22 protein-coding genes are annotated in these 21,557 nt (G+C 68.1%); 13 read left to right on the plus strand and 9 right to left on the minus strand.

Features of this window, described 5'->3' with window-relative positions:
- Positions 1-2: 2 nt before the first annotated feature.
- From rpsI to ACR4XW_RS03995, 4 genes are all read right to left on the minus strand, one after another.
- A complete protein-coding gene (gene rpsI / locus ACR4XW_RS03980; RefSeq protein WP_434759207.1) occupies positions 3-518 on the minus strand; it encodes a 30S ribosomal protein S9 in 516 nt (171 codons plus the stop codon).
- 17 nt (positions 519-535) lie between these two features.
- Positions 536-979, minus strand: a complete 444-nt coding sequence (rplM, locus tag ACR4XW_RS03985; RefSeq protein WP_434759403.1) for a 50S ribosomal protein L13 — start codon at positions 977-979, stop codon at positions 536-538.
- Positions 980-1,174: 195 nt separating this feature from the next.
- Positions 1,175-1,906, minus strand: a complete 732-nt coding sequence (locus ACR4XW_RS03990) for a TSUP family transporter (RefSeq protein WP_434759208.1) — start codon at positions 1,904-1,906, stop codon at positions 1,175-1,177.
- Positions 1,907-1,915: 9 nt separating this feature from the next.
- Positions 1,916-2,563, minus strand: coding sequence for a transaldolase family protein (locus ACR4XW_RS03995; protein WP_434759209.1), 648 nt, complete (start codon positions 2,561-2,563; stop codon positions 1,916-1,918).
- A gap of 143 nt (positions 2,564-2,706) precedes the next feature.
- Between ACR4XW_RS03995 and ACR4XW_RS04000 the strand changes: the two genes are divergently transcribed.
- Genes ACR4XW_RS04000 through ACR4XW_RS04010 form a run of 3 tightly spaced genes read left to right on the plus strand, consistent with a single transcriptional unit; the run spans position 2,707 to position 5,250 of the window.
- The gene (locus ACR4XW_RS04000; protein WP_434759210.1) at positions 2,707-3,987 is read left to right on the plus strand and encodes a citrate synthase; all 1,281 of its coding nucleotides are present in this window, start codon (positions 2,707-2,709) and stop codon (positions 3,985-3,987) included.
- Positions 3,988-4,004: 17 nt separating this feature from the next.
- Positions 4,005-4,280 carry a PTS sugar transporter subunit IIB gene (locus ACR4XW_RS04005; protein WP_434759211.1) on the plus strand — a complete coding sequence of 92 codons (276 nt, stop codon included), beginning with the start codon at positions 4,005-4,007 and terminating at the stop codon, positions 4,278-4,280.
- Positions 4,281-4,311: 31 nt separating this feature from the next.
- Entirely contained in the window at positions 4,312-5,250 is a 939-nt protein-coding gene (locus ACR4XW_RS04010) for a hypothetical protein (protein WP_434759212.1), read from the plus strand.
- A gap of 574 nt (positions 5,251-5,824) precedes the next feature.
- Here the strand turns inward: ACR4XW_RS04010 and ACR4XW_RS04015 are convergent.
- A complete protein-coding gene (locus tag ACR4XW_RS04015; protein WP_434759213.1) occupies positions 5,825-6,229 on the minus strand; it encodes a YccF domain-containing protein in 405 nt (134 codons plus the stop codon).
- Between the two features lie 42 nt (positions 6,230-6,271).
- Here ACR4XW_RS04015 and ACR4XW_RS04020 point away from each other — a divergent pair, with 42 nt between their 5' ends.
- The 9 genes from ACR4XW_RS04020 to ACR4XW_RS04060 are packed head-to-tail and all read left to right on the plus strand — an operon-like array spanning position 6,272 to position 13,750.
- A complete protein-coding gene (locus tag ACR4XW_RS04020; RefSeq protein ID WP_434759214.1) occupies positions 6,272-6,502 on the plus strand; it encodes a hypothetical protein in 231 nt (76 codons plus the stop codon).
- Complete coding sequence (gene trmB / locus ACR4XW_RS04025; protein ID WP_434759215.1) at positions 6,499-7,209, plus strand: tRNA (guanosine(46)-N7)-methyltransferase TrmB; 711 nt, start codon at positions 6,499-6,501, stop codon at positions 7,207-7,209. The genes ACR4XW_RS04020 and trmB overlap by 4 nt, the downstream gene beginning before the upstream one ends.
- Positions 7,206-8,090 carry a tRNA pseudouridine(38-40) synthase TruA gene (gene truA, locus ACR4XW_RS04030; RefSeq protein WP_434759216.1) on the plus strand — a complete coding sequence of 295 codons (885 nt, stop codon included), beginning with the start codon at positions 7,206-7,208 and terminating at the stop codon, positions 8,088-8,090. The genes trmB and truA overlap by 4 nt, the downstream gene beginning before the upstream one ends.
- Positions 8,083-8,691: a class I SAM-dependent methyltransferase gene (locus tag ACR4XW_RS04035; protein ID WP_434759217.1), complete on the plus strand. Its 609-nt coding sequence runs from the start codon at positions 8,083-8,085 to the stop codon at positions 8,689-8,691. Before truA ends, ACR4XW_RS04035 begins: the two co-directional genes overlap by 8 nt.
- A 13-nt stretch (positions 8,692-8,704) precedes the next feature.
- Entirely contained in the window at positions 8,705-9,589 is an 885-nt protein-coding gene (locus ACR4XW_RS04040; protein WP_434759218.1) for an ROK family protein, read from the plus strand.
- A gap of 16 nt (positions 9,590-9,605) precedes the next feature.
- On the plus strand, positions 9,606-10,694 hold the full coding sequence (locus tag ACR4XW_RS04045; protein ID WP_434759219.1) for an energy-coupling factor transporter transmembrane component T: 1,089 nt from the start codon (positions 9,606-9,608) through the stop codon (positions 10,692-10,694).
- Positions 10,691-12,280 carry an ABC transporter ATP-binding protein gene (locus tag ACR4XW_RS04050; protein WP_434759220.1) on the plus strand — a complete coding sequence of 530 codons (1,590 nt, stop codon included), beginning with the start codon at positions 10,691-10,693 and terminating at the stop codon, positions 12,278-12,280. Before ACR4XW_RS04045 ends, ACR4XW_RS04050 begins: the two co-directional genes overlap by 4 nt.
- Positions 12,277-13,095, plus strand: coding sequence for an ECF transporter S component (locus ACR4XW_RS04055; protein ID WP_434759221.1), 819 nt, complete (start codon positions 12,277-12,279; stop codon positions 13,093-13,095). Before ACR4XW_RS04050 ends, ACR4XW_RS04055 begins: the two co-directional genes overlap by 4 nt.
- Positions 13,096-13,138: 43 nt before the next feature.
- Positions 13,139-13,750, plus strand: a complete 612-nt coding sequence (locus ACR4XW_RS04060) for a superoxide dismutase (protein ID WP_434759222.1) — start codon at positions 13,139-13,141, stop codon at positions 13,748-13,750.
- A gap of 88 nt (positions 13,751-13,838) precedes the next feature.
- On the opposite strand, the gene ACR4XW_RS04065 is transcribed toward ACR4XW_RS04060, so the two are convergent.
- Positions 13,839-16,256 carry a bifunctional salicylyl-CoA 5-hydroxylase/oxidoreductase gene (locus tag ACR4XW_RS04065; RefSeq protein WP_434759223.1) on the minus strand — a complete coding sequence of 806 codons (2,418 nt, stop codon included), beginning with the start codon at positions 16,254-16,256 and terminating at the stop codon, positions 13,839-13,841.
- A 153-nt stretch (positions 16,257-16,409) separates the two neighbouring features.
- On the opposite strand from ACR4XW_RS04065, the gene ACR4XW_RS04070 reads away from it, so the two are divergent.
- A complete protein-coding gene (locus ACR4XW_RS04070; RefSeq protein WP_434759224.1) occupies positions 16,410-16,832 on the plus strand; it encodes an acyl-CoA thioesterase in 423 nt (140 codons plus the stop codon).
- On the opposite strand, the gene ACR4XW_RS04075 is transcribed toward ACR4XW_RS04070, so the two are convergent.
- The 3 genes from ACR4XW_RS04075 to ACR4XW_RS04085 are packed head-to-tail and all read right to left on the minus strand — an operon-like array spanning position 16,809 to position 21,533.
- Positions 16,809-17,663, minus strand: coding sequence for a PaaX family transcriptional regulator (locus tag ACR4XW_RS04075; protein ID WP_434759225.1), 855 nt, complete (start codon positions 17,661-17,663; stop codon positions 16,809-16,811). The genes ACR4XW_RS04070 and ACR4XW_RS04075 overlap by 24 nt on opposite strands.
- 53 nt (positions 17,664-17,716) lie before the next feature.
- Positions 17,717-19,369, minus strand: coding sequence for an indolepyruvate oxidoreductase subunit beta family protein (locus tag ACR4XW_RS04080; RefSeq protein ID WP_434759226.1), 1,653 nt, complete (start codon positions 19,367-19,369; stop codon positions 17,717-17,719).
- Position 19,370: 1 nt separating this feature from the next.
- A complete protein-coding gene (locus ACR4XW_RS04085) occupies positions 19,371-21,533 on the minus strand; it encodes a thiamine pyrophosphate-dependent enzyme (RefSeq protein WP_434759227.1) in 2,163 nt (720 codons plus the stop codon).
- Positions 21,534-21,557: the final 24 nt, after the last annotated feature.

Consider the following 21,557-nt stretch of genomic DNA (forward strand, 5'->3'; position numbering starts at 1 on the left):
GATCAGCGCTTGCTGTACTGCGGAGCCTTGCGGGCCTTCTTCAGGCCGGCCTTCTTGCGCTCGATGATGCGCGAGTCGCGGGTCAGCATGCCGGCCTTCTTCAGGGCCGGACGGCTGGCCTCGGCGTCCACCGCGTTGAGCGCCCGGGCCACACCGAGACGCAGGGCGCCGGCCTGACCGGTGACCCCGCCGCCGTGCAGCAGCGCGATGACGTCGTAGGAGCCCTCGACCCCGGCGATCACCAGCGGATCGGAAACGGTCTGCTGGTGCACCTTGTTCGGGAAGTAGTCGTCGAGCGAGCGGCCGTTGATGGACCACTGACCGGTGCCGGGCACGATCCGGACGCGGGCGATGGCCTCCTTGCGGCGGCCGGTGGCCTGCCCGGGGGCGATCACGGCGGGGCGCTCGGTGTCCGACGGGCCGGCCTGGCCGGTGGAGTCGGAACGGTAAGCGATCTCGCGGTCACCCTCGGTGAACGGGGTGACGTCGGTGGTCTCTGCTGCTGCTTGCTCGGTCACTGCGGTTTCCTTGGAGGTCACTGGGCGATCTGGACGATCTCGTAGCTCTTCGGCTGCTGCGCCGAGTGCGGGTGCTCAGGGCCGGAGTAGACCTTGAGCTTCTTGATGAGCTTGCGGCTCAACTTGTTCTTGGGGAGCATGCCCCACACGGCCAGCTCGACGGCCTTGCGCGGGTCGCTGTCCAGCAGCTCACCGTAGGAGATGCTCTTCAGGCCACCGGGACGACCGGAGTGACGCACAGCCATCTTGTCGGTGCGCTTGTTGCCGGTCAGGGCGATCTTGGACGCGTTCACGACAACGACGAAATCGCCGGTGTCGAGGTGCGGGGCGAAGGTCGCCTTGTGCTTGCCGCGCAACAGGGTGGCGGCGGTGACGGCCAGCCGGCCCAGGGTGACATCGCTCGCATCGATGACGTGCCAGTTCCTGGTCACCTCACCGGGCTTCGGGGTGTACGTAGACACGCTCACTGCACCACTTCCGATAGATTCTCTACGTGTACGGGGGCGTTGCGGGTACTCCGCAGCCCCTTTCAGGCACGGCGTCACACAACTGGGGTGCGTCAGCACCAAATGCCTTCGCACAACAGCGAGCCAGATTACTTGGCCGCGGTTGCCCGGTCAAACCGAGAACGCTCCCGCCCCGCCCGGACGGATCGGTCAGGCGACGATCTGGTAAAGCGCCCGTCCGAGTGCGGTCAGGGTACCGGCCATCGCGACCGTCATCACCAATCGTCCGGCCGCTCGGTTCGACACGTGAGGGGCGATCTGATTGCCGATGATCACCCCGCACAGCAGCGCCCCGATGAGGGCCGCCCAACCGCCCACCGCGAAGGCCGGAAAGGACGGTGCGGTGACCACGGGAACCACGCTGAAGGGCACCACGGCCTGCATCGCGGCGGCGAACTCGCGGTTGTCCCAGTCGGTGAGTCGACCGTAGATCGCCAGCGGCGGGCCACCCACCGAGGCGGTCAATCCCATGAACCCGGCGACCAGACCGGCGACACTGCTGAGCTGCCAGGAATCCGGCGTCCGGCCGGGTTTCACGGTCAAGGTGACCAGCAGGGCGAGCAACACGATCGAGGCAACCAGCACCGCCAACCAGTCGGGCGGCACCACCCGGATCACCACCATCCCGGGCAGAAAACCGACCAGCACGGCGGCGGCGATCCGCATCGCCCGGCGGAAATCCACCAGCCGCCAGGTGAACCACAGGCTCACCAACCCCGAGATCACCCCGCACAGGTTGGCGACCACGACCCCTTCGATCGGTCCCAGGGCCATCACCAGGAAGGGGGAACAGACCAGCGCGAAACCCAGCCCGGTCACCCGCTGGGCGACCGATCCGCACAGCACGGCGACCGTGCAGACGATCAGCAGCGAGAGACTCATCCGGTTGCGCTATTCGCCGTAGGCGTCCTTGGTGAAGACGTCGATGGCCTCGGCGGTCAGGTCGTTGTCGAACAGGATCTTGAGCACCTTCTCGCCGATGGTGACGTGCCCCACGCCGAGGGCGGCCAGGTCGGCGATGTCGTCGAGTTCGCGGATGCTGGCCACGATCAGTTCGGTCATCGAGCCGCTGCCGAGCAGTACTTCCTGCATCTTCTCGATCACCTTGAGTCCGTCGGCCCCGGTGTCATTGAGCCGACCCAGGTAGGGCGCGCAGTAGGGAATACCCGCCGCGGCGGCCATCGCAATCTGGGTGGGTGAGTAGGTGGCGGTGAGCAGCACCGGGTGGCCGGTGCTCGAGACCCGGGCGGCCAGGGTGTACCCGTCGCGGGTGGCGGGCACCTTCAGCGCGACCCGCTCGTCCAGGCCCATCAGCCATTCGGCATTGCGGGTGAGCTCTTCGAGACTGCGTCCCCAGGTCTGCTGCCAGATGATCTCGGCGCCGGCGTCGAAGGCCTCGGCGAGCCACTCGGCGCGGTTCTCGTCGGTGATGCCGCCGCGGCGGATGATCGTCGGGTTGGTGGTGATCCCGGTGAACAGGCCGGTGGCCATCAGCGGCCGGATCAGCTCCAGGTCTGCGGTGTCGATGTGCAGCTGCATCTGCGGGCTCCCCTCGTCTCAGGGACACGACGATACGCGTCGCGTCCGGGCCTGCACGAGGGACCACCGCGGCAACTGGTCTTCGAGCAAGATCACGCCTTGCGAGCCTTCCGGGGAGAGCGATTACTACATAAGGTCGTAGCATGGCTGAGACCATCACCATTCGCGACAATCGCACCGGCCGGGAGAGTGATCTTCCGATCAGCGCCGGCACGGTCCGCGCCACCGATCTGGGTAAGGCGACCGCGACCGATGTCGCGATGCCGCTGGCCAGTTACGACCCCGGTTATGTGAACACCGTGGCCTGCAAATCGTCCATCTCCTACATCAACGGGGCCGAGGGCATCCTCAGCTACCGCGGCTACCCGATCGAAGAACTCGCCGGCAAGGCGGGTTTCCTCGAGGTGGCCTATCTACTGCTGCACGGCGAGCTGCCCAATCACGACGAGCTCGCGCAGTGGCTCGACGACATCAACCGGCACGCCTTCCTGCACGAGAACATGAAGGCGATGATCCAGGGGTTCCGCCACGACGCCCATCCGATGGCGATCCTGATGTCGGCGGTGAATGCGATGCACACCTTCTACCCCGAGTCGCGCGACATTCACGATCCCGAATCCCGGGCCCTGCAGATCCGTCGCCTGATCGCGAAGATGCCCACCCTGGCGGCCTTCGCCTGGCGGCACACCCAGGGTCTGCCGTACGTGTACCCGGTCGACGACCGCAGCTACACCGAGAACTTCCTGGCGATGCTGTTCGAGATGGGCGGGCCCTACCGGGCCGACCCGCGGCTGGTGAATGCCCTGGAGATCCTGTTCGTGCTGCACGCCGACCACGAACAGAACTGCTCGACCACCGCGGTGCGCACCGTGGCCTCGTCGGGCAACGGCCCCTACACCGCCGTCGGCGCCGGCATCGGCGCCCTCTTCGGCCCGCTGCACGGCAGCGCCAACGAAGAGGTGATGCGGATGCTGCGCCGGATCGGTGACATCGCCAATATCCGCGAGTTCGTGGACGGGGTGAAGGCCGGTAAGGAACGCCTGATGGGTTTCGGCCACCGCGTCTACAAGAACTACGACCCCCGGGCCCGGGTGATCCGCCAAGCGATCGACGACGTCTTCGCGGTGACCGGGGTGGATCCGCTACTCAAGGTCGCGGCCGAGTTGGAGAAGATCGCCCTGGAGGACGAGTACTTCGTCTCCCGCAAGCTCTACCCGAATGTCGACTTCTACTCCGGTCTGATCTACCAGGCGTTGGGTTTCACCCCCGGGATGTTCACCGTCCTGTTCGCGATCCCGCGCACCGCGGGCTGGCTCGCGCAATGGGAGGAACAGATCCTCGACCCGGAACAGAAGATCGCCCGCCCGAAGCAGATCTACACCGGGCCGGCGCTGCGCACCTTCACACCCATGTCGGAACGCTGACCCAGGAGAATGAGTACATGAAGAAGATCGTGGTGGCCTGTGCCGGGGCCGTCCTGACCTCGATGATCGCCGCCGACCGGATCACCGACCTGTGTCGGAAAGCCGGGATCGCCGCCGACGTCCAGCGGTGCACCGTGGACGAGTTGCCGACCGTGAGCCAAGGAGCGGACCTGATTGTCAGCACGGTGCGGGTCGGGGACGACTACGGGGCGCCGGTGGTCTACGGGGCACCGTTCATCACCGGCCAGGGCGTGGCCGGCACCGAGGCGGAGGTGCTCGCGGCGCTAAGTTGATCGGTGTCACCCCGACCCGAGGAAGCCCGCGATGAACTTCACCCTCACCTCCGCCTGGACGGCCGCGTCCGGGTACGAAGCAGCCCGACTGCGGGTCGACGAGGCCGATCTGGAGCACCTCTATCTGGGCCTGTTGACCATCGGCGGATCGGCGGCCCGGCTGCTCGGCACCCGCGGGGTCACCCTGGCTTCGGCCAGAACCCATGTGCGCGCGCTGCGTCCGGACGACGGCCTCGGCCCGCACACCACCGGCACCGCCTGGCTTCCCCCGATGTCACCCCAGCAGTACGTGGACGGTGACCCGGAGTTCCGGCCCACCACCCGGGCCCGGGAACTGATGGAGCGGGCAGAGCACGGCAACACCTTCGACATCCTGGTCGAGTTGTTGCGGGAGCCGTCGAAGGTGGTGCGCCGGCTGGTGCACGCCGACGGGATCGAACCGCAGACCCTGGTTTCGGACTTGCAGGCCGGGGCCGACGACCAGGAGGCAGCGCAGAAGGTGCCGGTGATCGCCGGTGTGCTGCCCGAACCGGCCCGGGCGTACCAGGTGCGACATTTTCTGCCCGCGCCACCGGAGTTGGTGGCCGAGGTGATCGCGAGCGATGAGTTCCTGCCCCGCTGGATCTTCTTCGGCGCCGAACAGTTGGAGGGCCGGGTGGCCACCCTGGACTCGGGACTGACGGTGGCCCAGGAACTGGCCCGGGAGCAGCGCGACGACACTTTGATCGTGGACTGGGTACAGCGGATGCTGGATTCGCAGTACGCCGGTCAGGCGCTCAGCTACGACCACTTCCAAATCAGCCCGGCTCCCGGCGGCGCCGAGGTGATTCGCGATACCGGGCGACGATCCTTCGGTTTCCTGAGCCGACTGACCGCCCCCGTGCTCGACCGGAAGCAGTCGGGGCACCTGCTCGATTACCGCTACCAACTCGCCTTCGCCGTGGCCGACCGGCAGGCCGGGGTGGCCTGAGTTCTGCTCGGCGGTGTCGGGGCATCACCGTCGGTCCTGGCTCGGATGCGACCAGGGAACTTCAGATCCTCACAACGAGCACCAGGTGACCTTGGCTCTTGACCCACCAGACTGCCCGTAAGTACACCTCCTGCTGCAAACGGCCTGATCTCGGCACAGCAACCCCGAATACAGCGTGCCGATCCGAGATCAGGCCAGTTGCAGCAGCGCAGGAACTCGCAGGCCCACGGAATCCGGAGGGTCGGGACCAAGGGCGGGGGGTGACCCCCGACTCCGGATGGGTGCGGTTCCGCGGCTGCCCGCCGAAGGCCTGAGCCCGCAGGGGTACGCAAATCCCCAACTCAGAACCCGATCTCGGGCCGAATCCCGCGAAACGCTGGCCTGAGTTGGAGGTTTTGGTACCGCAGCCCGGGCGTTGCAGGCCGAGGTCGGTCCGGGCTCGATGTTTCGAGTCGGCTCCGGAGTTCGGGGAGCCGGGTGTCAGGGGGCCGGGCTCCGAGACAGGGCCGGGGTTCGAGTCCCCGAAAAACCAGAAGGGGCTCCGGGCCGTAGCCGCGGAGCCCCGAGGCCGACCTCAGGTCAGTACTTCGGCGCCGAGGGGAACCTGGTTGCGGGGGACGACCTTCTTGCCGAACGGAACGCAGGTGACCGGAATCATCTTCAGGTTCGCCCACGCCAGCGGCAGACCGACGATGGTCACGGCCTGGGCCGCGGCGGTGCTGACGTGTCCGATCGCCAGCCACAGGCCGGCCACCAGGAACCACACCACATTCATCAGGGTCGATCCGGCACCCGAGCGGGGCTGGCGGATCACCACCCGGCCGAAGGGCCACAGCGCGTACTTCGCCATCCGGAAGGACGCCAGCCCGGCCGGAATGGTGATGATGAAGATGCACGCGATGATCCCGAAGACGATGTAGCCCAGCCACAGCCACAGACCTCCGAAGAGAAGCCAGATGATATTGAGCAGGGTTCGCACGACGAGCTCCTTCCGACGCTGATCGCCTAGGCTGTCTCCATCATGTCAAAGCAACCCAAGACCCCTGCGGGCGACCGCCGCGACCTCCCGGAGAAATTCGGCAAGGAAGTGCGGCTGTGGGGCCTTTCCTTCGTCTGTGCCGCGCTGGGCGCGCTGGCGGTCTGGTACTTCGACAATCTGCTTGCCGGGATCGGGGTCTTCCTGATCAGCCTGATCATTCTCGGCGGACTGCTCTACGGCTACGAGAAACGTCGCGGGGAAGCCCGCCGGTGAGCGACCAACGGCAACGGGTGCGACGCGAGGTGGTGTCCTTCGTCCGCCGCTCCACCCGGATGAACGACTCCCAGCGCAAGGCCTGGGAGGCCCATCGGCACACCTGGGTGATCGACGACCTGCCGATCGACGAAACCCACACGTCCCTGGCCCCGGACGCGGCGATCGACCCGCCCGCGATCTTCGGACGCGAGGCGCCGCTGGCGGTCGAGATCGGCTCCGGGGCCGGCGAGAACGCGGTCGCCCTGGCCGCGGCCCGTCCGGAACTGAACATCATCGCCTTCGAGGTCTTCCTGCCCGCGGTGGCCAGCACCCTGTCGCGGATCGCCCGTGCCGAGGTGACCAACGTGCGGATCATCCCCCGCGACGGTGCCCAGGGCCTCGCGACCCTGTTCGGCAGCGGTGAGATCGCCGAGCTGTGGACCTTCTTCCCCGATCCCTGGCACAAGGGCCGCCACCACAAGCGCCGGCTGGTGAACCCGGCCTTCGCCGATCTGGTCGCCGACCGGCTCGCTCCGGGTGGCCAGTGGTATCTGGCCACCGACTGGGCCGAGTACGCCGACCACGTCCACGAAGTGCTGGACGGCCACCCCGAGTTCATTGCCGACCATCGGCGCATGCCGCACCGTCCGCTGACCAAGTACGAGTCGCGCGGCATCGAAGCCGGACGGGAGATCCACGACCTGGCCTATCGGCGGCGCCCATGACGGCCGAAGACCTCGTGCGTTGGCGGCTGGACCTGGCCTACGACGGGACGAACTTCTCCGGTTGGGCCAGCCAGCCCGGGCTGCGCACCGTCCAGGGTGTCCTGGAGGAATGGATCGGCCGGGTACTGCGGCTGGACGGCCCGGCCGCGCTGGTCTGTGCCGGACGCACCGACGCCGGGGTGCATGCCCGCGGCCAGGTGGCCCACCTCGATCTGCCGGCCGGGGTGGACGCCACGGTGCTGGTGCGCCGGCTGGGGCGGGTGTTGCCCGCCGACGTGATCGTCCGTTCGGTGCGGCCGGCTCCCGAGGGTTTCGATGCCCGTTTCGCGGCCACCTGGCGTCGGTACTGCTACCGGATGACCGACTCCCCGACCGACCCGTTGGCCGCCTCCATGGTGGCCCGGGTGCGCGGACCGATCGATGTCGAGGCGATGCACACCGCAGGCGAACGGCTGCTCGGACTGCAGGACTTCGCCGCCTTCTGCAAACACCGCGAAGGGGCCAGCACCATCCGCACCCTGCAGCACCTCAGCGCCGAGACCGTGGCCCCGGCCCCCGGTGCCGGGCCGGCCGAGGCCCCGCTGGGCGGGCACATCGCGATCACCGTGCGCGCCGACGCCTTCTGTCATTCGATGGTGCGCTCGCTGGTGGGTGCACTCTGGACCGTCGGCACCGGCCGGCGTCCGGCCTCCTGGTTGGACGAGTTGTTGGCCACCACCACCCGACCCTCCACGATCCAGGTGATGCCCGCCCACGGCCTCACCCTGGAGGAGGTCGGCTATGCCGACGACCCGGCCGAACGGGTACGGCAATCGCGCCGGCTGCGCACCGCGGCCGAACTCGACGGCAACACCGAACCGAAGCAGGACGACGATGACTGAGCATTACTTCACCACCCCGTCCGATGACGAACGGCGCCGCCGGATCCGGGCGACCCTGTTCGGTACCACCTTCGAGTTGCAGACCGCCAACGCGGTCTTCTCCGGCGACGGACTGGACCTGGCCACCGGGGTGCTGTTGCGCAGTGTCGACCCGCCCACCGGCACCCCCCACGTGCTCGACCTGGGCTGCGGCTGGGGGCCGATCGCGATCGGGCTGGCCCACGCCTGCCCCGGAGCGACCGTGGACGCGATCGACGTGAACGACCGCGCCCTGGCGCTGACCCGCGACAATGCCATCGCCACGGGGGTGGCCGACCGGGTCCGGGTCCTGCGCCCCGAGCAGGTTCCCGACGAGGTGCGCTACGACGAGATCTGGTCCAATCCCCCGATCCGCATCGGCAAGGAGGCCCTGCACGAGTTGTTGCTGCAATGGCTCGGCCGACTGAAGCCGGACGGCCGCGCCTACCTGGTGGTCGGCAAGAACCTGGGCGCCGATTCCTTGCAGCGCTGGCTGACCGAACAGGGCCACCGGTGTGAACGCCTCGCCTCGGCGAAGGGGTTTCGGGTGTTGGCCGCAGATGCCGCTGTCGGCACTACCTGACAAGCTTTACCCCATGAGCTTGATCGCATCGATCGAAACCGGCGGCACCAAGGCCTTCGCCGCCGTGGCGGAGCGGGAGAACCCCCATGCCCTGATCGAGACCTGCCGGATCACCACCACCGACGACCCGGACCGCACCTTGGGGGCGCTGGCCGACTTCCTGGGCGAGCATCACCGCTACCGCCGGATCGAAGCGATCGGCGTGGCCTCCTTCGGGCCCTTGGAGACCGATCCGGCGTCCCCGAAGTACGGCTGGATCACCACCACCCCCAAACCGGGCTGGCGCGATACCGACCTGAATCGGGCCTTCGCGGCACTGGACGATGTGCCGGTGGCTTTCGTCACCGATGTCACCGGATCTCTGCTCGGGGAACGCTGGCAGGGGGCCGCGGTGGGCCTGGACAACCTCGCCTACGCGACCATCGGCACCGGTATCGGGGTCGGGGTGATGGTGCAGGGTCAACTCGTCACCGGGCACAGCACCCCCGAACTGGGCCATTTCCTGGTGCGCCGGCACCCCGCCGACGACTACATCGGCATTTGCCCCTTCCATGCCGACTGTTTGGAGGGCCTGGCCAGTGGTCCGGCGGTATTGCAACGCTGGGGACGACCGGCAGCCTCGCCCGACGAACTGGACATTCTCAGCCATTACATCGCCCAACTCGCGGTGGTGACGACCTTGTCGGTGGCCCCGCAACGGATCGTGATCGGTGGTGGGGTGATGAAGACCGAGGGCCTGTGGCCGGCGGTGCGGGAGCAGGCCGCCCTGCTCACCAACGGCTACCTCGGTACCGACCATCCCCTGCAGAACCCGGAATCGGACTTCGTGGTGCCCCCGGACCTGGGCGACTGGGCCGGCATCCACGGCGGCCTGGAGCTGGCCCTCGGTCTGCTGTGAAGACACCGGTGGGGCCGTGACGCGGCAACGTCAGCTACACCCCTGGGCGTGGTGGGGCTGGGCGCTGCTGATCGCCGCGGCCACCAGCCTGACCACCAACCCGTTGGTGCTGATCCTGGTGGCGGCTGCGGTTACCGTGGTGGCGCTGACCTGTCGCGGCGACTCGGTCTGGGCCCGCGGCCTGTGGGCCTATTACGTCCTGGCCGGGGTGGTGCTTGTCTTCCGGGTGCTGATCTTCGTCGTCTTCGGCACCAGTTCACCGACCGCCACGGTGCTGTTCACCCTGCCGCGATTCGAACTGCCCAGTTGGATGGCCGGAATCGGCCTGGGCGGGCCGGTGGCGGCCGAACCGTTGTTGGCCGCCGCCTACTCGGCGCTGCAGTTGGCGGTGATGATCATCTGCGTGGGCGCGGCGAATGCGCTGGCCAATCCCCGCCGGGCGCTGCGGTCGGTGCCCAGCGCCCTGTACGAGGTGTCGGTGGTGATCGTGGTGGGCATGACGATGGCCCCCCAACTGGTGATCAGCGCGGTACGGGTGCGCCGGGCCCGCCGGCTGCGCGGCCACACCACCACCGCCTCGATCATGTTGCCGGTGCTGGAGGACGCGATCGACCGATCCCTCGGTTTGGCTGCGGGCATGGAATCGCGCGGTTTCGGGTCCACCCGGCGGGCCCGGGGACGGCGCTGGTCGACCGTGCTGATGCTCTTCGGCTCGGCGGCACTCACCGTCGGTGGTTACCTGCTGTTGGCCCACGGTGACGTCTTCGCCGCCCAAGTACACCCGCTGGCCCCGTGGACCCTGCTGGCCGGGGTGCTCGCGGTGGTCGCCGGGCTGTGGGCCAGCGGACGACAGTTGCGGATCACCCGCTACCGGCCCGATCCCTGGCGCTGGCCGGAGTGGGCCGTGGTCGCCTGCGGGCTGGTAACCCTGACGCTGATGATCTGGCAACTGCGCACCGACCCGGCTGCGCTGCGCCCGGTCACCACTCCCCTGGCCTGGCCCCCGCTGCCGACCCTGATCCTGCCCGGCGTCCTGGCCGCAGCGCTGCCGATGCTGGTCGACCCGCGCGGCCGCGCGCCGCGTCCGGTGGTGGTGGCGCGATGATCACCTTCGACCGGGTCACGGTGCGCTATGCCGACCAACCGGTACTGCGCGATGTCTCACTCACGATTCCCGAGGGCGATCTGTGTCTGGTGGTGGGCCGCACCGGGGTGGGCAAATCGACCCTGCTGGGGGCGGTCAACGGCCTGGTACCGCATTTCACCGGCGGCACCCTGGCCGGTCGGGTGCTGGTGGACGGCCGCGACACCCGCACCCACCGGCCCCGTGATCTGGCTGATGTGGTCGGCATGGTCACCCAGGATCCGGTGCGTTCCTTCGTCACCGACAATGTCGAGGAAGAGATCGCCTTCGGCATGGAGCAACTCGGCATCGAGCCGCGGGCGATGCGCAAGCGGGTCGAGGAGACCCTCGACCTGATGGGCATCGCCGACCTGCGCCGGCGCACCCTCACCGACCTGTCGGGTGGCCAACAGCAGCGGGTCGCGATCGCCGCGGTACTGGCGGCCCAGCCCCGCATCCTGGTGCTGGACGAGCCGACCTCGGCGCTCGATCCGACCGCTGCCCAGGACGTGCTGTCGGCGCTGACCACCCTGGTGCACGAGGTGGGCATGACCGTACTGCTGGCCGAGCACCGGCTGGAGCGGGTGATGCATGCCGCCGATTCGGTGCTCTGGTTGCCCGGTGACGGTTCGGCCGAGGTCGGGCCGGCGGCCGAGGTACTGGCCCGGGCCGATGTGCACCCACCGTTGGCCGACCTGGCGGTCACCCTCGGCTGGCCCACCGTGCCGCTGTCGGTGCGCGAGGCCCGTCGCCGGGTGGCCCGTGAAGCCATCACCCTCGGCCCGCCCGCTCCGCTGCCGCAGCCGAACGGCGCCACCGAACGGATTCGCGCCGAACGCGTCGGAGTGCGCTACGGCAAACTGACCGCGGTGCGCGATGCCGACCTGCGGGTCGGCGACGGCGAGATCATCGCCCTGATGGGACGCAACGGTTCGGGCAAGTCCTCACTGTTGTGGGCCCTGCAAGGGTCTCTGCCGAGCAACGGCACAGTCACGGTCGACGGACTCGATCCGCGCAAGCTCAAACCCGGCCGGGCCCGTACCCATGTCGCTCTGGTGCCGCAGAATGCCGGCGACCTGCTCTTCGCCCCCACCGTCGCCGAGGAATGCCGGATCGCCGACAGCGAGTCGGGTGCCGAACCGGGCACCGCCCGCTCGCTGCTGGCCCGGCTGGCGATCGACCTGCCCGATGACCAGCACCCCGGCGACCTGTCCGAGGGCCAGAAGCTGGCCCTGGTGGTGGCGATCCAACTCACCCCCGATCCCCCGGTGCTGTTGTTGGACGAACCCACCCGCGGCCTGGACTACCCGACCAAGGCCCGGCTCAGCGCCCTGCTGGCCGAACTGGCCGCGGCCGGGCGGGCCGTGGTGGTCAGCACCCACGATGTGGAGTTCGCCGCGCACGTGTCGTCGCGCATGGTGCTGATCGCCGACGGCGAGATCATCGCCGACGGGCCGACCCGCGAACTGGCCTGCGCCTCACCGGTCTACGCACCCCAGATCGCGAAGGTCTTCACCCCGCACGAGGTGCTGACCTGCGACGAACTCCCGGGCCGGGTGCGCCGATGAAAGACGCACCGCACACCCTCACCCCGCACTCGGCGGTGATGGTCGCGATCAGCATGATCGCCGCCCTCGGCGCCTTCGCCTGGCCTCTGATCGTGCCCCCGAGCGCCGGCCTGCAACAGCAAACCCTGGCCCCCTTCATGCTGGCCGCGATCCTGCCGTTGATCCTGGCCGTCACGGTCTCGGAGGTGGTCAACCGGACGATGGACGTGAAGGCGCTGGCGCTGTTGGGGGTGCTCACCGCGGTGGGGGCGGTGGTGCGTGCTCTCGGCGCCGGTACGGCCGGCATCCAGGGGGTGTTCTTCGTGCTGGTGATCGCGGCCCGGGTGTTCGGGCCCGGTTTCGGGCTGGTGCTCGGATCGACCACCCTGATCACCTCCGCCCTGCTGACCGCCGGCGTCGGCCCCTGGCTGCCCTACCAGATGCTGGCCTCCGGACTGTTCGCCGCCGGTGCCGGGTTGTTGCCCCGGGTGCGCGGCTGGGCCGAAATCGCGATGCTGGCCGGCTACGGCTTCATCGGCTCGTTCATCTTCGGCTGGCTGATGGACTTCGCCTTCTGGCCCCTGGCTGCGGGGTACAGCAGCGAACTGTCCTTCGATCCGGCCGCCTCGGCCTGGCAGAACCTGCAGACCTTCTTCTGGTTCAACCTGGCCACCTCGATGAGTTTCAACCTCGGCCGGGCGATCACCACCACGGTGTTGGTGATCGTGGTGGGCCGTCCGTTGTTGCTGATGCTGCGCCGGGCCGCGCGCAAGGCCTGGTTCGTCGACGCACCGGATTCCAGCCCGGCCGATACCCCACGCGGTGGCTTTGGGTAAGGTGAATGCGGTTCTTCGACCATCCAACCCAAGGGAGAGTTTCATGGCTTACGAGCTTCCTGATCTTGACTACGACTACGGCGCCCTCGCCCCCGCTATTGCCCCCGAAATCATGGAGCTGCACCACGGCAAGCACCATGCCGCCTACGTCAAGGGCGTGAACACCGCCCTCGAGCAGTTGGAGGAGGCTCGCGCCAAGGGTGACTTCGGCAACCTGAACAAGCTGGAGAAGGACGTCGCCTTCCACCTGGGTGGCCACATGAACCACTCCGTGTTCTGGAAGAACATGTCCCCCGACGGTGGCGGCGAGCCCACCGGTGAGGTCGCGTCGGTGATCGACGAGTCCTTCGGTGGCTTCGAGGCCTTCAAGAAGCAGTTCAGCGCCAACGCCAACGCGGTGCAGGGCTCCGGCTGGTCGGTCTTCGCCTGGGACGCCTTCGGTCAGCGTCCGGTGATCTTCCAGCAGTTCGATCACCAGGGCAACCTGCCCGCCGGCCAGGTGCCGCTGCTGCTGCTCGACATGTGGGAGCACGCCTTCTACCTGCAGTACAAGAACGTCAAGGCCGACTTCGTGGACGCCTGGTGGAGCCTGGTGAACTGGAACGACGTGTCCGACCGCCTGGCCCGTGCCAAGGCTGCTTCGGGCCTGATCTGATCCAACACCTGATCTGATCCAACACCTGTGGGGTGGGAACCGACCGGTTCCCACCCCACAGGTGTTGCTGCTCGGCGATCAATGCGACTCAGCCGTGTGCCGGCGGGCGCACCTCTTCACCGGTCTCGGCGTCCACCGTGCGTCCGTTCACCCAACGCATGTGGGTGGGCAACTCGCCGGTGTCGGGCTCCTGGATCAGCGCCAGGCGCGGACGCACCGCGTCGGTGCGCGACGACGGCGGCTTGCGGCTGCCGATCCGGTAGGGATCGATCCACTCCGCCCCGGGGCCCCGGTAGTCCTGCTCGGCCGCGGCGTGCAGCGTCCAGTGCGGGTCGTACAGGTGCACCCGACCCAGCGCACACAGATCGGCGCGCCCGGCGACCAGAATCGAGTTGACGTCGTCGTAGGACGAGATGCCACCGACCGCGATCACCGGTACTCCGACCTTGGCCGCGACCTCGTTGCGGATCCGGTCGGCGAAGGGGGTCTGGAAGGAGCGACCGTATTCGGGCTGCTGCTCCTCGGCCACCTCACCGGAGGAAACGTGAATCGCGTCGGCCCCCCGCTCGATGAAGGCCCGGGCGATCTCCACCCCGTCGTCCAGGGTGTTGCCACCGGGAATCCAGTCGATCGCCGAGATCCGCACCACCAGCGGCTTGTCGGCCGGCCATTCGGCGCGCACCGCATCGAAGACCTCCAGCGGGTACCGCAACCGGTTCTCCAGCGAACCGCCGTACTCGTCATTGCGCTGGTTCGACACCGGCGACAGGAAACTCGACAACAGGTAGCCGTGGGCGGCGTTGAGTTCCAGCACATCGAAGCCGACCTCGACGGCCCGCTCGGCGGCGGCGACGAACTCCGCCTTGACCCACTCCATGTCCTCGCGGGTCATCGCCTTCGGCACCGGCAGGCCCTCCCCGAAGGGAATCGCGGACGGGCCGAGCAGGTCCCAGGCACCGTCGGTGAGCGGTTCGGTGATCATCTGCCAGTCGACCTGCATCGACCCGCGCCGGCCGGAGTGGCCGAGCTGGCAGCCGATCTTGGCCGAGGTGTTGGTGTGCACGTAGTCGACGATTCCGCGCCAGGCCGAGACCTGCTCGTCATTCCAGAGCCCGGCACAGCCCGGGGTGACCCGGCCCTGGGGGGAGACGGCGAGCATCTCGGTGAAGACCAGCCCGGCCCCGCCCTGGGCCAGCGAGCCGAGGTTCACCAGGTGCAGCTCACCAGGCACCCCGTCGGTGGCCGAGTACAGCGCCATCGGCGGCACAACCACCCGGTTGGTCAGCTCCACCTCACCGAGCTGCACCGGCTGGAACATCGCCGGCACGTCCCGGCGGGCCGAACCTACCCGGTCGGCGAAGGCGGCCACGGTCTGGGCGGCGAACTCCGGATCGCGCACCCGCAGGTTGTCCAGGGTGATCCGGCGGGACCGGGTCAGCAGGTTGAACGCGAACTCGTCGGCGTCCTGATCGGCGTACTGGTTGATGTTCTCGAACCACTCCATCGAGGCCTGGGCGGCCCGCTGGGTCGATTCGACCACCGGGCGCCGTTCCTTTTCGTAGGCGGCCAGCGCCTCGTCCAGGCTGTCGTGTTCGTGGATGCAGGCGGCCAGGGCCAGCGAATCCTCCATCGCCAGCTTGGTACCCGAACCGATCGAGAAGTGGGCGGTGTGAGCGGCATCGCCGAGCAGCACCACGTTGTTGTGCACCCACTTCTGGTTGCGCACGGTGTGGAAGTTCAGCCACTTGGAGTTGTTCGCCAGCACCTGATGCCCGCCCAGGGCGTCGGCGAAGATCTCCCTGACCCGCTCGATGGCGTACTCGTCGGAGGTTCCGGGCGGGAATTCCTCGTTCTCGGTGCGGTCGAAACCGGCCCGGCGCCAGACCTCCTCGGACATCTCGACGATGAAGGTGGAGCCCTTGTCGGAGTAGGGGTAGCCGTGGATCTGCATGATCCCCCACTCGGTCTTCACCACGAAGAACTTGAAGGCCTCGAAGACCTGGTCGGTGCCCAGCCACATGTACTTGCAGTCGCGGCGGTCCAGTGAGGGGCCGAAGGTGTCGGCGTAACGGTCCCGGACGATCGAGCGCAGGCCGTCGGCGGCGAGCACCAGGTCGTAATCGCGGGAGAGCTCGTCCACGTCGGGGGCCATCGTGCTGTAGTGCACCTCGACGTCGAGTTCGGCGACCCGCTGCTGCAGCAGTTCGAGCAGCTCCTTGCGGCTCATCGCCGCGAAGCCCTGACCACCGACGGTGACCACGGTGTCGTCGTAGTGGATGTCGATATCGGTCCAGCGTGCGAAGCGGTTCGCCATCGCGCGGGCGACGGCCTTGTCGGCGTTGCCGATCCCGCCGAGGGTTTCGTCGGAGAACACCACCCCGAAGCCGAAGGTGTCATCGGGAGCATTACGTTCCCACACCGTTACTTCATGGTCGGCACTCAATTGCTTCATCAATGCGGCGAAGTAGAGGCCGCCCGGGCCGCCGCCGATAACTGCGATCTTCACGGTTCAGATCTCCTCGTGGGTTTGGGGTATCGCCCTGACAACCGCTCGATATGTCGCATCTGTTACGATCGTCACATATCCGAAGATAGCAGTAGGGTGTGAGCTTGAACACCCTTCGAGCCGGGAAAATTCACCACAGATCCGAGGAGCACGATGAGCGTCATGGACGAGATCGCGGGGGTGCGCCGCACCACGCGCCGCACCCTTGCCTGGGCCGAGACCGATGCCGCCGGCCACAACCACTTCTCCGCCGCCGTGCGCTGGCTGGAAGAGGGCGAACACGAACTGTGGCGAGAACTCGGGCTGATCGAGATGGTGCCCCGAGTACCCCGGCTGCACCTCGAGATCGACTTCGCCGACCGGATCATGTTCGGTGACCCGCTGGACGTCACCGTCGGCATCATCAAGGTCGGCAAGAGCTCGGCCACCTTCGGCACGGTGATCGAGCACGCCGGCGATTCGCCCCGGCTGGCGATCGAGTGCCGGCACGTGGTGGTGCACGTCTCGGACAAGCTGGGCCGCTCGGCCCCCTGGCCGGACGAAGTTCGCGAGCTACTGCTGAACCCGCAGGCCTGAGCCCCGGGCCGGGATCAACTCCTCGACGTGGCGGGCCGCCAACGGGCCCAGCCGGTGATGCAGGGCCAGAAAGGTCTCGGCCGCGCGTTGCCCGGGCCACTGCGGGGGTAGCAGCTCCAGCGGCAGGCCCGGGTCGAGGTAGGGCAGCCGGCGCCACCGGGTGACCAGCGGGATGTAGTCGACGAAGGCCTCCCGCGGGGTCGGTTCGGCGCTCTCCCATCTGGCCACGACGGGGTCGGTGTGGGCGAGGAATTCCTCGTACTGCTCCGCGAGTTGGGGCAGGTCCCACCACTGGTCGATCTTGCGCGCCAACTCACCCCGATAGTCGGCCAGGAAGAGATCGACGTAGTCGGCCAGGCCGTGTCGTTCGAGTTCGGCGGCCGCGGCCTCACCGATCCGTCCCGGCGCGATCCACAGGCCCGGGGTCACCGATCCGAAACCACGCTTGGTCAACAACGACCGGATCAGGTGCCGGCGGCTGCGTTGCGCCTCGGGCACCGTCACCGCGGCGAGCAGCCAGGGCTCGTCCAGCCCGGCACGGTCGACCGAGAAGATTCGGCGGTCACCCTCACCGAAGACGTGTTGCAGATCTTCGGACAGCGCGTAGGCCGCACTGCCGTTGTCGCGACGGCTGACCAGCACCCCGCGCTTCTTGAGCCGCGAGACCGACGAGCGGACGGCCGGGGCCGGCGCACCCAACTCACCGAGCAGCGCAATCACCGCCGAAACCGCCAGTTCACCGCGCCGGGCATAGAGCCCGAAGATCGTCACGATCAATTGCTGGTGGCGCGGTACCTCCCCGGTTCCGCGTGGGGTTTCTGCCGAGCTCACCGGACGAGCCTACCGACGCCGCCACACCGGGCGGCGCCGGTACCGCCCGTCGGTCATCCGACGTCGGCGGTCTCCGGAGCCCCGTCGACCCCTTCCCCGGCGAGCTCGGCCACGGCCGTCTCCAACGACTCGGGCCCACCCTCGGCCAGAGCCACCTGACGCAGCCGGGCGATCAGCTCGGCGGCATCGGGACGGTCGGCGTACCGCCGGGCGGTCTGCTGCAGGGTGACGAAGCTGCGCATCCCGCGTTCGTGGGTGTCGCCGTAGCCCTTGACCACCTGGGCGCACTGAATCACCTCGCGGGCCAGATCGGGGTTCTGCCGACCCAGCCGCAGGGCCAGGTCGAGCCACTCGTCGACCTCCCGCTGCACCCTCTTGAAGCGCATCGTGGTGGGCCGCATCGGACGCATCTTGGCCAGCGCCACCAAGGTGGCGTAGCCGGCCACCGAGGTCGTGTTGATCACGATGCCCTTGCCACCGACACCGCGCACCACCGAACCGAAGGCGCCGCTGTTGCGCAGCACCGAACCCAGCCCGGAGGGCATCGTGTCGGTGACCTCCTCGACGTCGGGGTGCAGGTACTCGTAAACGTCGACCAGTTGGTCGTCGGTGGCCCGGGCCTCGGCGCGAATGTCGGCCAACCGCTTGGCCCGGATCTTCTGCAGGGCCACATGGATGGTGTCCTGGTAGGTCAGCAGCAGCGCGACGTGGCGGGCCGCCTCGTAGGTAAGCTTGGCCTCCCCCTCGGCATCGGGTTCGATCTCCAGCAACCGCTTGACCCGGTCGAGGTATCCCATCGCGTATTCGGGGCTCTGGTAGAGCCCGGTGCGCAAACAACCGCGCACCAGCATCAGCCGGGCCGCGGCCGGGAATTCCCGGCGAATCCGCTCGCCATGGGCCTGCAGGTTCGGCCCGATCAGCGAGCCCGGGTCGGTCACCGCTTGGGCTTGGAGTTCCTCCTCGCGGATTTCCTCCGGGGTGGGTTCGCGACGGCCGATCTGCAACAGCACAGGTTCGGGCTTGGCCGACTCGGCGGCCTCGCGTTCGGCGGCCACCACCTGGGCGGCGGTGGCGAATCCTCGGGCGAAGGCGTCCAGGGATTGCTCCACACCCTTACCGGCGTCGGCGATCGCCTGTTCGTACAGCTCACGGTCGAAGGGCAGTGCCTCCGAGCCGGCCAGGGCGCCGAACAGCGAGGCGCTGACCACACTGCGGGCGGCCTCGGCGATAGCCATGAAGTCGGCCCCCACGAAGCGCTTCGAGGCGGCCCGGGCCGAACCGATCAGGGTTTCGGAGTCGACCCGGCCGTCCCCGATCACGGTCTTCTCGTCGATCGAGTAGACCCGGTTGGTGGACACGATGAAGGTGGTGCGGTCGGGGGTGACGAAACCGCGCTGCACCGAACGTCCGGCCTCCATCAACTCCGAGGCGATGACGATGTCGCACTCCCCCGGAATCGGGAACATCGACAACACCGGTTCGCGGCGCTGGCCGCCCTCATCCGCCTCCAAGGGTGGGTACAACTCGACGTAGTAGACCGTCGCGCCGGTGCGCTGGGCCACGCCGGCGACCTGGGTGGTCTGGGCGATGTAGCCGGCCCGGGTGGCGACATCGGCGATCCAGTTCGACAGGACGCCACCGCCCTCGCCGCCCATCGCCAGGATTGCAATCGTGATCGGGCGCTTGCCCTGCTGCCAGGTTCCCATCTCACACCATCTCGTAACCGGCTGCCCGAGCCTCGATCGCGGCACCCATCTTCGCGATCACCTTGCGGGCACGCATCTTCGCCTTGTCCAACTTGTTCGGGTTCGTCACCACGTCCACGCGGTAGAACGACGGGCACAGCGAGGCGGCGTGCGCATTGGCACCACACACCCCACAACCCACACAACTGTCGATCACCGTGGCCACCGGGTCGGTGCGCATCGGGTCGGGGTTGTCCTTGATCGTCAGTGACGGGCAGCCGCTGATCCGGATGCAGGCATGGTCACCGGTACAGGTATCGGCGTCCACCCCGAACTTCTCGCGCACCACCCGCTCGCCGGCGGCGGCCGCCTTGGCGACCTCCTTCTTCACCCGGCGCTGGCGGTTGAGCTGACATTCACTCTGCGCCACAACCACCTTCGGGCCGGGGTCCGAGGACGTCAGCGCCGACAGGAAGGTCTGCTTCATCTTCTCGACATCGAAGGTGTTGGTGACGGTCTTGGCCCACTTCACCCCGATGCCGCGCACCGCCCGCTCGATCGGATGCTGGGTCGAACGGTGCGGCAACTCGGCGTGGCTGGACAGCACATCCTGCCCACCGGTGGCCGCGGCGTAGTCGTTGTCGATGACCACCAGCATCTGGTCGGTCTGGTTGAACACCGCATTGCCCACCCCGGAGGTGAGGCCGTTGTGCCAGAACCCGCCGTCACCCATGATCGCGATCGTCCGGCGGTCGGCGTCCTTGCTGTTCAGGGCGGCGGCACCGGCCGAGCCCAGGCCGTACCCCATCGTGGTCGCCCCCAGATGGAAGGGGGCATTGGCACCGAACAGGTGGCAGCCGATGTCGGCGCTGACATGGTGTTTGCGGCCGAGTTCCTCCTCGGCCAGCGTCATCGCCGAGAAGATCGGACGCTCGGGGCAGCCGGTGCACAGGCCGGGCGGACGCGGCAGCACGGCCTCGGCGGGCACCCGCTCGGCGAACGGGCTGGCCGGGTCGGAGGCGTCCTTCAGCAGGGCCGGCTCGGCGAGTTCCAGGTCGGGGGCGTACTTGCGCAGGAAGGCGTTCAGGCCGCGGGTGACCACGGTCGGGGTGTACTCCCCGGCCAGCGAGAGCAGGTCCTTGCCGTGCAGGGTGGTGTCGATGCCGCGGCGACGCAGCACGGTCTGGATCGACTGCTCGATGAACTCGGGCTGGCCCTCCTCGATCAGCAGCACCGCCTTCTTGCCCTCGCAGAAGCGCACCACCTCGTCGTCGATGGTCGGGTAGGCCACGTTCATCACGTACATCGGCACCTTGGTGTTGCCGAAGGCGTCCGACTGGCCGAGCAGTTCCAGGCAGCGGTTGGTGTTGTTGTACAGGCCACCCTGAACGATGATGCCGATATCGGCGGCGTCCTCGGCGAAGAACTCGTTCAGCCCGCGCTGCTTGATGTACTCCACCGCGGCCGGCCAGCGGTCTTCGACCTTCTCGATCTCGTGGGCGAAGCTCGCCGGGGGCAGCACCACCCGGGACATGTCGCGGGTGGGGTTCTCCACCGCGTCCTGCACGGTCATGATCGGACGACGGTTGTCCTTGGCCACGAAGGAGCCGGTCATGTGGTTGGAGCGCAGGCGCAACTGCAGCAGCACCGGGGTGTTGCTGATCTCGGACAGTTCGAAGCCGGCTTCGACCGCCTCGACGATCGCCGGCAGGTTCGCCCGCGGATCGAGCAGCCACATCTGCGACTTCATCGCAAACGCATGGCTGCGCTCCTGCATGATCGAGGAGCCCTCTCCGTAATCCTCGCCCAGAATGATCAGGGCTCCGCCGTGCACCCCGCCGGAGGCGAGGTTGGCCAGGGCGTCGGAGGCCACGTTGGTGCCGACCACCGACTTGAAGGCGATCGCGCCGCGCAGCGGATAGTGCACCGAGGCGGCCAGCATCGCCGCGGCGGTGGCTTCGGAGGCACTGTTCTCGAAGTAGACGCCGTGCTCCTCGAGGATCTCGCGGGCGTCGCCGAGCACATCGATCAGGTGCGAGATCGGGGCACCCTGGTAGCCGCCGACATAGGCCACCCCGGACTGCAGCAGGGCCTTGGTGACGGCCAGAATGCCTTCACCGTGGAACACCTCGCCTTCACCCAGGCGCAGGTGCTGAACCTCTTTTGCAAATGATCGTTCTGCCATGGCCCCTCCTCGGGCTGTGTGGTC

Source organism: Pseudenemella bisphenolivorans (assembly GCF_051133435.1).
Taxonomy (GTDB): Bacteria; Actinomycetota; Actinomycetes; order Propionibacteriales; family Propionibacteriaceae; genus JAAYAO01.